Here is a 13,856-nt window from a genome sequence, read left to right on the forward strand (position 1 = left end):
CCTTGCAGACTGGCATTCCCCCGCACAATGGAATTTGGCGACACTGCCATTTTCCGATGATTACGTTCCGCTCTACGCGGATCACGTCTGCCGGATCATTGGAGCGATGCGCGGCAAGAGTCGCCGATGCCTCGTGCTCGACCTCGACAACACGGTTTGGGGTGGCATCATCGGTGACGATGGACTTGAAGGAATTCAGATCGCGCAAGGCGACGCCACAGGCGAAGCGTTCTTGTCGGTCCAGCAGCTTGCCCTCGCCTTGCGTGCACGTGGCGTCGTTCTGGCCGTAAGTTCGAAAAATACGGATGCGATCGCACGGCGTCCCTTCAAGGAGCATCCGGATATGCTCCTGAAGGAGGATCACATCGCCGTGTTCCAAGCGAACTGGGATGACAAGGCAACCAACATACGTGCGATCGCAAAGGAATTGGCGCTTGGTCTGGATTCCTTCGTTTTCCTCGACGACAATCCGGTCGAACGCGGCCTGATCCGGCGCGAAATCCCTGAAGTGGCGGTTCCCGAACTCGACAGCGATCCCGCGGGCTACGCGCGTACTCTGGCGGCGGCAGGCTATTTTGAGGCGATCGCCTTTTCCGATGAAGATCGCGCGCGGGCCGAAATGTATCAGGCAAACGCCCGCCGTTTGAATTTGCAGGGACAGACTTCGGACCTTCAGTCCTATCTGCGGTCGCTGGAGATGCGCATCGTGTTCGGCTCCTTCGATCGCACGACGAGGTCGCGCGTTACACAGCTGATCAACAAGAGCAACCAGTTCAATCTGACCACTCGCCGTTATACCGAGCCCCAGATCGAACAATTCGAGCACGACGGTGATGCAATGACCCTGCACGCCCGGTTGCTTGATAAGTTCGGCGACAACGGGATCATTTGTGTCGTCATATGCCGCCCGTCCCGCCCGGGCACCTGGACGATCGACACCTGGTTAATGAGCTGCCGAGTGCTGGGACGGTGCGTCGAACAGGCGGCGCTCGCTGAGATCTTGTTCCGTGCACGCGCTGCAGGCATCTCGACCCTGGAAGGCCTCTACCTTCCAACCGAGCGAAACGAGATGGTCGCCGAACATTATGGAAAGCTTGGATTTACGCGGGTAGAAACCGCTTCCGACGGCAGCAGCCGATGGGAGCTGAAAACCGATGCAGAACTCGGCGACCTGCCGATGACTGTGGAGCGTGAACAACTGCAGCTGCAGCCTGCTTAAGCCAACCTTTTTCCCGCAAGCCTTTGCGCCCGAGCTGACCGTCGATGAGCCTCACATCTCCTCTGTTTTTCGCTTTCCTGGCCGGAGTCATTCTCGCCTATCACATCAGCGAGTCCGTTCGGTATCGCAGGCTGGTGCTCGGATTCGGCAATGCAATCTTCATCGGCAGTTACCTCACCGACTACATCCAGATCCTGCCCCTGCTTGCTTTTCTGCTTTTGGGCTATGCGTGCGTCTGGATTCTTTCCGTCTGGAAGTCTTCGCTTGCGCTGGGTCTCGCGGTCCTTGGCGTTCTGGCCTGCTATGTCTTCCTGAAGCGGTTTTCCTTCTTCGATGATCTCGGTCGTCTCCCCTTTCCATACTTGACGATCGGGCTGTCCTATATCCTGTTCCGAATCCTGCACATAATGGTCGATGTCCATTCGGGGGACCTCGAAGAGCGAATCGGGCCGACCGCATTCTTCCGCTACACGTGCAATTTTCTGTGCTTTGTGTCCGGTCCGATCCAGCGCTATCAGGACTTTCGCGCCGCAGATGGGATCGCCGTTGTCAAGCTCGACGCAGACACCGTATTCCGGGCCTTTTCCAGAGTGGTTGCAGGCTACGCGAAATTTGTGATCATCGCCGCTGTGGCAGAGTACGCGTTCTCGTTCCTGAAGCCGCAACTGCTTCAGGCTGGGGACCCGTCGTTCGCGAAGCTGTGCATGCTCTATGCTGCCGCCGCTTCGCTCTACACCGTGTATCTGTACTATAATTTCTCCGGATACATGGACATAGTTCTCGGCAGCGGAGCGCTACTCGGTCAGGCCTTGCCGGAGAACTTCGACAAACCTTTCTCTGCCCGCAGCTTCCTGGAGTTTTGGCAACGTTGGCACATGACGCTCTCACAGTGGTTTAAGTTCTATCTATTTAATCCGCTCGTCATGCTGCTGATGTCTTGCTTTCCTGCGCCCGCGCTCACGGCCTATCTTGGCGTTTTCGCTTTTTTCGTCACGTTTCTCGTGATGGGCATTTGGCACGGGACCACGGCCGTGTTCGTCGTCTACGGATTGCTAATGGGTGCTGGCGCCAGCATCAACAAGCTGTGGCAGGTCGCCTGCGCGGAACGCCTTGGAAAGAAGCGCTACAGGACGATGACCGAGACTTTGGGCTACGTCTATTTCGCGCGCGGCGTCACAATCAGCTATTTCGTGTTGGCCTTGACATGCCTGTGGACGCCTGAATTGTCCGATTTCACGCGCTTGATTGGCCGGCTTGGCCCTGCCGGGATGTCGGCTGCGTTTGCCGGGATTGCGCTTGCGTTTGGACTGTTCTGGTGGCTGGCTGATCGGGTTGCTCCCCGCCTGACCGCGCCAGCCTTTCTGGCAACCGCGCGCGACAGCCTTGTCGGCCGAAACCTGACGCTGGCGAGCCAGATGATGGTCATCGTTGCGGTCACCGCGTTGCTCCATAAGTCTCCCGACTTCGTCTACAAGGCGTTCTAAGTTGAGATATATCCTTCGACAGACCGCGCTGACCTTTGCATCATTCGCGTTTCTCTATGTTCTGATTGGCGGCCTATCCTTCCTGGTGTTCCCAGACCCTTCGCACGGAGGGCCTCGCGACTTTCAGGTGGCAGAGCGTACACTGTTCATGACCGTGCCGAAGTACGTGTTCCTTGGGCGCAGCGTGCTCGACACTCCGGACAACAAGGTGCTTATCGTAGGAGCCTCCAACACGGCCGTCGGCTTCATTCAGAAGCTCATCCAACCGAAACTGGCGTGCGCCAAGGTCAACAATCTCGCGATGGGCGGCGCAAACATATCGGAGGTTGCTCAGGTCATCGATCTGGTGCGCGAGACGCAGAGCAGTCCCAGTGCTGCGCCGAATACGTTCGTCATTGGCGTCTGGTATGGGATGTTTGCGGATTCCGACATCAGATTTGCTGATCCCGATCGGAATCGCGGAGAATCCGACCTCGATATTGAGAAGTACCGATACGGCTTCTACCGCCGGACCGCCAATGGCCCCGTCGCGGTCCTACCTTCCAAGTGGTTGGATGCCGGCGTCATGGCGATTCGCCCGCTTCTCCTTGTCGAGAAGGCTGCACGCGAAGCCAGAACGGGCGTTAATCTGCTCCTGACCGGGCGCCGGTCCGCACAACGGACCGAGGTTGAACGTGAGGCTGCGGTGATGTCGGAACAGGACAAGAAAAAGGCCCTGGAGTATTGGCAGGAAAGCATGGGGTTCAAGAGCGGGATTTCCGAGACGCAGTTCGACCTGCTGAGGAGTACGGTTGCGTCGTTACTTGATTCGGGAGAGCGGGTCGTACTCGTCGATCTTCCGATCCCGTCGTGGCACCGCGACGCAAGTCCGTATCAGCTCGGCTACGAACAAAAGCTTCAGGAATTGTCCGGGCAGTTCAAGGAACGATCAAACTTCGTCTCAGTATCGATGGGCGATCTTGACGCAGATTTGGATTACTCTGACGAGGTGCATGCAAAGCGACACTTGGCCGACATCTGGTCGGAAAGATTGGCTGGCGTCTTGAGTTCTTTTGCCTGTCAGGAGAAGACTAACAAGCCAAAGGTTTCATCGCGAGCTCCCGAACGGGCTACGGCAGCATCGTCCGATCATTGAATAGTCACCAACGGTCGATGCGCAAACGTCGATGTCAAGGATATCCACTATGGATCAAGCTCAAATCTACGCTAAGCTTACATCGGTCTTCCGCGACGTGTTCGATGAGGACAACCTCGCCTTGACGCCGGAGACCATGGCCGATGACGTTGACGGCTGGGATAGCCTGTCTCACATTCGTCTCGTTCTAGCGGTCTCGAAGTCGTTTGGCGTCAAGTTTTCCGCATCCGAGATCGGCGGACTGAAGAACGTCGGCGAGTTTGTTGAGCTCATTCAGAAGAAGATCTGAGCTCGAAGTGTCGGAATCCCGCGAGATTGCTCCAGCCTTGACTAACCTTGCCTTTCATCACTTCGGCCTGGCTGTCGCCTCTCCGGATGACGCATTTCGCTATCTGGCGTCGCTTGGCTATACAGCAGGGAATTCGGCGTTTGATCCCCTCCAGCGGGTCAACCTTGCCATGTATCATCACTTGACGATGCCTGATATTGAGGTGATTTGGCCGGGTGATGGTCCGTCCCCAATCGATATGCTAATCAAGAAGACGGGCAGCATGATCTACCACTTATGCTATACGTGCTCCGACGCTGACGCGGCACTGGCCGCTCTTTCGGCCGCCGGCATGGAGATCCTAACGGTTAGCCCCCCAACGCCAGCCATTTTATTCGGTGGCCAGGACGTTTCATTTCACCATGTTTCGGGTTTCGGTCTCATCGAAATATTGCATACTGGTTCGCGCCTCGAACGGTGAACGGCCAACAGATGGACAGTCGATGACAAGCAACACCGTTCGCAAAATTTCACTGCAAGCAGTTAGGTTCGGGTTGCTGCTCATCGCGCTGACGTTTCCCGTAAGATCCACTCACGCTCAATTTGGGCGAACGACTGCGCCCATCTCTGGTGGCGTTGGAGTCTCTACACAACCAAAAAATGTCTTCCAGGGAATGACTGGAACGTACGCGGCCCCGCACAAAACACCGGATGGGCGAGCCTGCATCGCGGTGAACCCCATGACGCGCGCGCAGATTATCAATCCCAAGATCATTGATCAGATCGTCATCATCAACAACATTTGCGGCCAGTCGATCAAAGTCCAAGTCTGCTATGCTGGGAGCAGCGATTGCATTGTTGTACCTTTGGGAGGATACCAGAGATTACAGAGAGCGTTGGGAGTAGGGTCGGGCTCGGCTTCCTTTAGGTATGAATACCGTGAGTTATACTAAAATTCCTGCGGCCGCTATGTTTGCGCTCCCCTGCATGTTTAGCGCGTCGCCTGAAATATCCACTGGCTCGGTTCCGAGCACGAACATACTGATGAAGAGAGTTCGACACAGAGCCTATACGGCTCGTTTCACGCCGCGCGTTGTTGCCGGGTTTAATCTCGCCTGCGTATTAGGCACGTTCCTTTTCGTTTGGTTGACATCCACCCCAAGCGAAGGGGCTAACCTTCCGGCCGCGGCTCAATACACGCTCAAACTCAACCGCGCCATATCGCCCGCGTCGGCTGGAACGATTCTGGCCGCGTCCGACGCTCTGTTCGCGCGGGCAGGCCTTGACGTGCGCATGGTAGCCGGCTCAGGGGATGGTGATGCGATAGCTGCTGTTGCGGCGGACGAAAATACCATAGGAGTCGCATCGGCCGCGGCGTTCCTTAAAGCGCGATCGGAAGGACTCGCAATTGTCGCCTTCGCAGGATGCTATGCGGCAAGTCCAATCGAGTTTTTTACCCTGCCCGACATCACGCTGTTGCGGCCCTCGGATCTGGAGGGAAAGCGAATAGGGTACCAGAGGGGACCCGAGCTTTCTGTCGTTCTCTACGAGTTTGTTGCGAAGAACTCCCTGGCGCAAAGCAAGCTCCTCCCAATCGAAAGTGAGGACCCCTTGCAGGATCTGCTGGACCGGAAGATAGACGTGCTTCTTGGCCGCCTCGACATTGAAGGTCAGGAGTTGGCGCGGAGGAACATAGAGTACAAGACGCTAAGTCCCGCCTCCTACGGCGTGCACGCCGCAGGACCGGTCTACTTTGTTCAAGAGCGCACTCTCGGCAAGCGGCGCAGTCTCGAGAAGTTCGTTCTCGCGACCGCCGCGGGTTGGAGTGCTGCATACGCCGACTACGACCGAACAATTCCCATCATCGCCAACTCTAGCGATACGTCGCTTTCGCGGCCGCTGATCACTCGACTCATGGATGCGCAGCGTGGTTTCTTGCGCCCCTATGGGACAAGGTTTGGTGAGCTGGACGCGAGGCGCATTCGCGTGCTCCATGCGCAGCTTTTGCAGCGACGTCTCCTACAAGAACCGGTCGATCTGACTCGCGCCGTCAACTACGACGTTCTGAGAGAGGCCTATCGTAGCGAGGCGAATAATCTAAGTCGCGATGAGCCCTGATCAGATGTCTAACGCTACTCAAGCTATCATTTTTGGCGGCGCAGGCTTCATTGGAACCCATCTGGCAACATGCCTCGTGGCATCGCAAAGGTATAAGCGCGTCGTGTCGATCGACATCGGACAGCCCAGGGCCAATGTAGCCGGCGTCGAATACCTGCACCACGATGTGCGGGAGACCATCGATTCCGGCATATCGGACGGGAGCCCCACCGACATTTTCAACCTGGCTGCGATCCACGTTACGCCTGGGCACCCGGACGGTGATTACTATTATACGAACGTCCTAGGGGCGGTGAACGTCTGCAGATTCGCCAACGCAATAGGCTGCAGCAACATAGTCTTCACAAGCTCCATCTCGATCTACGGACCAAGCGAAGCAGCGCTCGATGAAGAGGCCACGCCCGCGCCCGTGAGCGCTTACGGGCGCTCAAAGCTCGCGGCCGAGAAAATCCATCAGCTCTGGCAGTCCGAAGCCTTGGATCGGAAGCTGACGATCGTTCGCCCTGCCGTCATCTACGGGCTTCACGAGCGGGGAAATTTCACCAGGCTCTCGCGGATGATGGAACGGAATGCCTTCGTCTATCCGGGGCGGACAGACACGATCAAATCGTGCGGCTACGTGAAAGATCTTGTCTCATCCATGATCTTCATGTCGAGCCAGAACGACGGTGTCTGCATCTATAATTTCTCGTTTGAGCACAGATACACAATCAGCGAAATCTGCGCTGCGTTCTCTCGGATCGCTGGCTACAAAAAGCCGCGGCTGACCATTCCAATCTGGTTCATGAATCTCGCCGTACTTCCCTTTGAAGCCTTGCAGTCGGCTGGCCTCAAGACGGGCATCAATCGGGACCGCGTAAGGAAGCTATGGTTCTCGACGAACATTCTGCCTAAACGACTCGTCACAAGCGGCTTCAAGTTTTCTTACGATTTGGAAAGCTCGCTCATCGAATGGAGACGCGGGTCGGCTCTGAAGGACTTTGATTGATGGGTCTTCTTGATCGCGACCAACGATCTTCGATCCAGAACAGAGCTGATGTTCCTACAGTCGGCAACGAAAAGAAACCCAGCTATCCTGCCATGTTGGCGACGTCAGGGCTCTGCGTCCTGGTTGCCCTGGCGCCGCTTCCTTTCGCGTCGATGGATATGCGGATTGTTGCGGTCTGGGTATTGTTGCTTTCTACCGTGCTTTTGCTGACCGTCCCGCAGGCGATTAGCTCGCGAGACCTTGCTTTCCTCTGCGGATTTGCGGCGATCTCTTTGTCTTGGGCATTCGTCGTCAGCGAACAATTGTGTCTCACGTCACCGCTGTCGCAGCGACCGATGGCCCCAATCTGGGAGCAGACTTCCACAATCCTGGGTGAGCAATTGAACGGCTCGATTTCCGTAACCCTCAATCAGCCCTTCTTCTCGGCCGGATCACAGATCGCCTGCCTCCTGTCTATGCTGTGCGGGTATCTTGTTGGCCGCGACCGGCGCGCCGCCCGCCTTTTGCTGGTGTCATTTTTGGGATCGACCTTGGCCTACGCCAGCTATGGACTGATTGCCCACATCTTCTGGCCGGACTATTTGCTTTGGCACCGGAAGTACAACTATTTAGGCTCGGTCACTGCAACCTTCATCAATCCGAATGTTGCCGCTTGCTATTTCGGGGCCGCAACCATTGGGTGGGTTCTGGTCTTTTCTAAGATGAGCAGCGATCGGTCCTCCGGACCGCCGCTTCCGTGGCGCGAGGTGATCAGGTCTCGCCTGCACACCTTCTCGCCACCAAGAACCCTTTATCTGCTGGCGTGCTTTGCAATGCTTTCCACGACGATGCTGACAGGATCGCGCGCAGGATCCGTCCTATCGCTGTTTTGTCTGGCCGGGGCGATTGGAACATATTTTCGCCGAGGACTAAGGAAGCGGAGACTCGTCTGGGCTTTTCCGATTGCGGCAATGTTTTTGATTGTCGGCGCTATTTCGATCCTTGCACCCATGGTCAACCAGAAATTCGGGGTGCAAGGATTCTTCGATTCGGGACGCTGGCAGGCGTACGTATCGACAATGGAAATGATCCGAGACTTTCCCTGGCTCGGTTCTGGCCTGGGGACCTTTCGTTGGGTCTTTCCCGAATATCGAAGCGGCGATATTCCGTCCTATGGAGTATGGGAGCAGGCCCATAATTCGACGCTCGAAGTGGCCGCTGAAATGGGCGTTCCCTTTGCCTTGATCTTAGGGATCGGTTGGATTGCTTCCTTAGTCGTGCTGTTCCGAGGAATGTTGGGGCGTAATCGTGACGCGATCCTGCCGACCGCGGCCTTTTGGATTGGCTTATTGGCGATCCTTCATTCGCAAGTTGATTTTCCGCTGCAAGTTTCGGGCTTTGCTCTGGCGGTCTGCCCCATTTTGGGCATGGGCATGGCTCAATCATTTTCGAATAGAGCAAAGTTGTTAACCTATCCTTCCAATAAGTCATGAGCCGCTGTACATTTGCCTAATTTTCCTTTAAAAACACTGGATTAGGCGGGTTTGAAGAGGTTGGAATTATGAGCATTGCGGGACGGTGGGTGTCGTCAAAGCTGATCTTTTCAGCCATGTTTTGTGCGGTTGCGTTATCCCTGCCCGAAGGCGCGTTCGCCGCTTGCGTGAACGATCCTGATACCGCACAAAAGGCAGCTGCTTTTACCACCAATCCGTCCTCGTTGCTCGAAGGGTCAAATGGACCTCGTAGCCCGGATGACGTGGCCGCCGATGTACAAACCTTCGTGGCGTCCTATCCTCAGGCGCTTCCTGCGGTGTTGGCGATTTTGAAGGATCTGACCAACAAGGGGGCTTCGGCCTCTGCCCTCCAGAAGGCTATCGGGACGGGCCTCGGAAAGGCAGCCAACGTCTGCAAGACGACCGATCTGACGTTTTCCCTTGAAATCCAAAGCGACCTTGGTGCCACCGGATCGGCTGATGCCAACGCGCAATACGCGGCCCTCACCGGAAACGATCCAACCCGAAGCGTGGCTCTCTCGGGCGCCACGACCGGCTCCTCGGGCGGCGTCGGCGGCCAAACGTCAGCGACGGGCGGAACATCGGGTACCGGCTCGTCCTTTCAAACTTTTGTCGCCAACAGCGTGTCCAACAATCCGACAAATTATTTCAGTTCAAGCGCAGGCGGTGCGGGCTCAGCGGGCGGAACGACCACGACGATCGTCTGTACCGTCTCAGGTTCGTGCTGAGGGCTTTGGGCCTTCCTTCAACGATCTATCCGAATTTTCCGGCGTTCGGATACGGTCGCTTGACTTTGAGTAGCCGCGACGAACATCACTCAGGGTAGACGGGCCGGATGCTTCAAACACGACCTTCAAATTCTCATGCCTCGACGCAAATCCAAGGCAACGATTCGGCGTCGTATGAGCACACCCTTTCTGTAGCCCTTGGCCTGATCAGTCGGCAATACCCGGTGATGATCATCACGGTACTGCTCTGCCTTGGCATGGCGGGCGTTTACCTATTGACCGCGCCCAAGCGCTACACCGGCACCGCCGTCCTTCTGATGGACAGCCGTAAGATGCAGGGTCTGCAGACGCAAGTCGGAGCAGCGGGAGACAATCCGATCGACACGGCCATGGTCGATAGCCAAGTCGAAGTTCTGAAATCCGAGACCATTGCCTCGGCGGTCATCAAGGACTTGCGGCTCTTGGATTCGACGGTATTTATGCGCGAGGACGCGGGTTTCTTAAGCCAAGTGACCCAGCTCCTCGCAAGCTTTTTTCCGGAAGAGAAGCCTTCCGATGACGGGCTCATGCGAACGGCGATTGGACGCATTGTGAGCGGGCTGACTATCAAGCGCGTCGCCCAAAGTTACGTCATCGAAATATCATACCAATCGCTATCGCCTGATCTGGCAGCACAAATCGCAAACGCGGTCGCAGAGAATTACATTACCGACACCCTTGAATCGAAATACCAAGCCTCGCGCCGTGCCGCAGTATGGCTCCAGGATCGCCTGAAGGAGCTTCGCGCCCAGGCCTCCTCCGCCGAACGCGCGGTGGCCGATTACAAGGCCAAGAACAATATCGTGGACGCCGGCGGTCGCCTGCTGACTGAGCAGCAACTCGCCGAGATCAACAGCGGTCTAACCGAGGCCCGCGGAAAGCGGGCGGAGGCGGAGGCCAAGCTGCAACGGATCACTGCAATTCTGAATGCTGACGAGAGCGACCCTCAGGTCATTTTGAATGATTTGGCGACCGTCAATGATTCAATGGCCAATCCGGTCATTACCAAGCTGCGCGGAACCTATCTTGATTACGCTGCTAAGGCATCAGACTGGTCCAATCGATATGGCCCAACGCATTTGGCGGTTGTGAACCTGCGCAACCAGATGCGCGAGATCCGGCGTTCCATCCTGGATGAGCTTCGCCGGACGGCGGAGGCCTACAAGAGCGATCTTGCGATTGCCAACGCTCGCGAGGAAGCGAGCCAAAAGAGCCTCAACGATACGATTGCCGTATCAAATGATACGAGCCAGGCCCAGATCGTGTTGAGGGATTTGGAAAGCAACGCGCAAAGCGCCCGCGCCTTGTCCGATAATTTCCTGCAGCTCTACATGGTCTCGGTGCAGCAGCAATCTTTCCCGATAACGGAGGCAAGGGTCATCACTCAGGCCTCTGCGCTATCTACACCGAAGACCTCCCCCAAGACGGCCTTGGTTCTCTTAGCGGGTATCGTCGGTGGCGGCATTCTTGCGGGTCTGGTGGCGATCTTCCTTGAAATGCTCGACCGCGTCTTCCGGACCGTCCATCAGGTCGAAAGGCTACTCCAGACCAACTGTCTCGCCTCTGTCCCGATCGTCAGTTTCGAAGCAGACCAGACCGCAAAGGGCTCGCTGAGCCGCCTCAAGGAATGGTTGCCGTTCCCGCGCGATTGGATGCCGACTTCGCGGCCGGGCTCTCGTCCGACTGTTGCCGCCGGCCAGCCAAGCCGGGTCATGGAGGCGGGATCGACTCACGTGACCGGCCCCGGCGGCCGGCAGCTTGCGATTGACGACAGCGTTGGGCGCTTCGCGATCAATTCGCCATTTTCGCGGTTCGCAGAAGCATTTCGTTCGATCAAATTGGCGACCGATCTGAGCAACTATGGCTCACCTCATAAGGTCGTCGCGATCACTTCGGCTCTTCCCAACGAAGGGAAATCGACAGTGAGCGAGGCTTTGGCTCAAACCACGGCGCAGAGCGGACTGCGCACCCTTCTCATTGATGGCGACATTCGTAATCCAAGTCTGACCCATCGTCTTGGTCGTTCGGCAGACGTTGGTCTTATCGAGGTCGTATTCGGGACGATAAACTTAAAGGACGCGCTCTGGGTCGATCCGCAGACCAATCTGCATTTCCTGCCGTGCGTGGTAGCCTCACGTTTCTCGAACTCGAGCGACCTGCTAGCCTCCATGCAAATGCAAAAGTTCTTTCAGGATTTGCGCGAGCAATATGACCGCATCATCTTGGACCTCAGTCCGTTGGCGCCGGTTATTGACGTGCGCGCGACAGGTACGTTAGCCGACTCGTACATTTTGGTTATTGAATGGGCGAAATCGAAGGTCGATGTCGTCGAGCGTGTCATCCAAGAAACGCCAATAGTTCGTGAGCGCCTCCTGGGCGCGGTTCTCAATAAGGTGAACGTCGCCGCCATGAGCCGTTACGATACGCACAGCGGAGGCTATTACCGCAACCAATATTACTCGCGATACGGGTACGTGGACTAACCGGCTGCGAATGGCCAATGCCGTTGGCAGATCGATCCTCGTACTCATCGCCCTCTTTTCAGCAGGCTGGGCCGTGCTGTTTTTTTTTAGTCCAACTCAGGACGTGCAGTTGGACAACATTGCAAGCGCGGTTCTCTCCGGGACCGCATTTGGGCGTAATCCAATTGCCGAAACTGCATTGGCTAGAGCCGAGAATCGGGCAGCCTGTAACCCTCGCGAAATCAGGGCGGCGGCGATCATCCGCCTGCGTCTCTATGAGATGGCGGTAAACTCCCTTGATGCGCGCCTTGCAAATGAGCGCCTAAGCTCGCTTCGCTCGTCTGTAAGAAAAGCCCTAAGCTGCGTCCCGACCGATGGGCTCTTATGGTTCATCGAGTATTGGAGTGCGATCAATCAGGGCGGCCAGGTCAGCGAGCATCTTGACGAATTGCGGATGTCGTATCGCCTCGCACCGTATGAGGGTTGGATCGCTTTGCGCAGCCCATATGTCTTGGCCATCTATGACGTCCTTCCAGCTGACCTGCAGGAGAGCGCCCGCAAGGAATTTGTAGCCATGGTCCGAACGGGCCTGATCCGGGACGCGGTGAAGGTGTTAAAAGGAGCCGGATGGAGACACCACGATGTACTCTTGGCCGGCCTTGCAACAGTGAGACTAGATTTTCGCCTTCAATTGGACCGCGCACTGAGGGGTGAAGGGCTGTTCGCCGATATTCCTGGCGTGGAGCCCCGCGAGTTCAGGCCCTGGCGATACTAGCGGCGTTCGAAACGATCCTGTCTCGGGCGCCAATAAGACTCAGCCACTTCTTCTAGTGCCGCTGATGTCAAATTTCGACGAAGTGTTGCAGGTCTTTCCACCGTGCGAATAGGTTCTCGTTTGCAATTGGAACGCGCTTTGCGTCTGAAGGCTTAACCGTCGCGATCCCTGCTGTGAACTAGAATTTCGACCTTGGCGTTAAGGCGCCCCCGTTTGCGTCCTGCATCTGGATCGAATGACATTGCCCAGCAGGAAACTACGCGCGTTTAACGGTCAACATCAGATTGCCTTAGAAAGCTGATTTATTCCCTACAAGCCTCCACCGCGTAGGGAAGACGTTGATGGCAAATGCCAATCGCAAGAGCTTGCCTGCAACGTTGTAACGCTTGCCTCTGATCCTCGGCGAAACGTGATTTATGCCGCAGGCGTACCCACCGGCGAGATCTTCCGCTACGACGTGTCCAGCGGCCGAACAACCCGCTTGGGCAGGCCAGGTATTTATGACCAGCATTTTGTCTATTCCGGTCGGGTCATGTGCGTAGATAACCGGCAGCAAGCACCCCGGACAGCCCCTCAGTTTTCGCGCACGTCTTCTACTACGATCCCGAAACGGGATTCGGCGAGCGCAAGGATTGGCCGCTGAAAATCCCGCAGGCTCTTGAGGTTGGTCAGTGTATCGACGCGGGAAAGCACTGCTTCTTCTCAGACGACAAGGGTCACACTTACAGGTTCAACGATGATGGTCCGTCCTGGTCGTATTTTGGGCAGCTCGACCTTCAAAACTAGCCTTGTTTGGTTGTTCAATGTCGCGCCTAGTGGAAACACGGCTTATATCGGCACAAGTTTTCAATCCGATGGCAAGGCAGGCGCTCTGTTTGCGTTTGACCTGCGCACAGCAACCACCAAAACCCTCTGTAATTTTGCCGGCCTGGACCCCTCCCTTAACGCGCATACGGGATACGATGCATGGGATCCTGAAGGGCGATTCTATTTCGCAAGCTTCGATGGAGACTCGCATACTCATGTGATCATTACGCGCTTAGACATTCGTCGGCTGGAGCCGGCGGCTGGGATACCGAGCAAGCATTGAGCAAGACCGCGGTCCGGGCGTCACCCAAAGCACGTTAGACTAGGGTTGCCTTGGGGA

At 56.4% G+C, this 13,856-nt stretch carries 12 protein-coding genes; all 12 read left to right on the forward strand.

The genetic code is table 11. The annotated features are described in order from the left end of the window. The coding region (locus tag AC1DW2_RS36865; protein WP_477008414.1) for an HAD-IIIC family phosphatase at positions 1–1,219 on the forward strand (1,219 nt) is incomplete at its 5' end. A gap of 44 nt (positions 1,220–1,263) precedes the next feature. Further along, entirely contained in the window at positions 1,264–2,703 is a 1,440-nt protein-coding gene (locus AC1DW2_RS36870; RefSeq protein ID WP_477008415.1) for an MBOAT family O-acyltransferase, read from the forward strand. A gap of 1 nt (position 2,704) precedes the next feature. Next, the gene (locus AC1DW2_RS36875) at positions 2,705–3,838 is read left to right on the forward strand and encodes a hypothetical protein (RefSeq protein ID WP_477008416.1); all 1,134 of its coding nucleotides are present in this window, start codon (positions 2,705–2,707) and stop codon (positions 3,836–3,838) included. A 49-nt stretch (positions 3,839–3,887) separates the two neighbouring features. After that, positions 3,888–4,127, forward strand: coding sequence for an acyl carrier protein (locus tag AC1DW2_RS36880; RefSeq protein ID WP_477008417.1), 240 nt, complete (start codon positions 3,888–3,890; stop codon positions 4,125–4,127). Then, positions 4,102–4,587: a VOC family protein gene (locus AC1DW2_RS36885; RefSeq protein ID WP_477008418.1), complete on the forward strand. Its 486-nt coding sequence runs from the start codon at positions 4,102–4,104 to the stop codon at positions 4,585–4,587. Before AC1DW2_RS36880 ends, AC1DW2_RS36885 begins: the two co-directional genes overlap by 26 nt. A gap of 563 nt (positions 4,588–5,150) precedes the next feature. Continuing rightward, positions 5,151–6,224 (forward strand): ABC transporter substrate-binding protein, encoded by a 1,074-nt coding sequence (locus tag AC1DW2_RS36890; RefSeq protein WP_477008419.1) that lies wholly within the window; start codon positions 5,151–5,153, stop codon positions 6,222–6,224. Between the two features lie 4 nt (positions 6,225–6,228). Further along, entirely contained in the window at positions 6,229–7,212 is a 984-nt protein-coding gene (locus AC1DW2_RS36895; RefSeq protein WP_477008420.1) for an NAD-dependent epimerase/dehydratase family protein, read from the forward strand. Beyond that, positions 7,212–8,684: an O-antigen ligase family protein gene (locus AC1DW2_RS36900; protein WP_477008421.1), complete on the forward strand. Its 1,473-nt coding sequence runs from the start codon at positions 7,212–7,214 to the stop codon at positions 8,682–8,684. The genes AC1DW2_RS36895 and AC1DW2_RS36900 overlap by 1 nt, the downstream gene beginning before the upstream one ends. 68 nt (positions 8,685–8,752) lie before the next feature. After that, on the forward strand, positions 8,753–9,433 hold the full coding sequence (locus AC1DW2_RS36905; protein WP_477008422.1) for a hypothetical protein: 681 nt from the start codon (positions 8,753–8,755) through the stop codon (positions 9,431–9,433). Between the two features lie 227 nt (positions 9,434–9,660). After that, a complete protein-coding gene (locus tag AC1DW2_RS36910; RefSeq protein ID WP_477008448.1) occupies positions 9,661–11,955 on the forward strand; it encodes a polysaccharide biosynthesis tyrosine autokinase in 2,295 nt (764 codons plus the stop codon). A 10-nt stretch (positions 11,956–11,965) separates the two neighbouring features. Beyond that, positions 11,966–12,709 carry a hypothetical protein gene (locus AC1DW2_RS36915; RefSeq protein WP_477008423.1) on the forward strand — a complete coding sequence of 248 codons (744 nt, stop codon included), beginning with the start codon at positions 11,966–11,968 and terminating at the stop codon, positions 12,707–12,709. Between the two features lie 736 nt (positions 12,710–13,445). Beyond that, positions 13,446–13,799 (forward strand): hypothetical protein, encoded by a 354-nt coding sequence (locus tag AC1DW2_RS36920; RefSeq protein ID WP_477008424.1) that lies wholly within the window; start codon positions 13,446–13,448, stop codon positions 13,797–13,799. The last annotated feature ends 57 nt before the right edge of the window (positions 13,800–13,856 follow it).

The organism is Bradyrhizobium sp. P3_C3 (genome assembly GCF_056402655.1).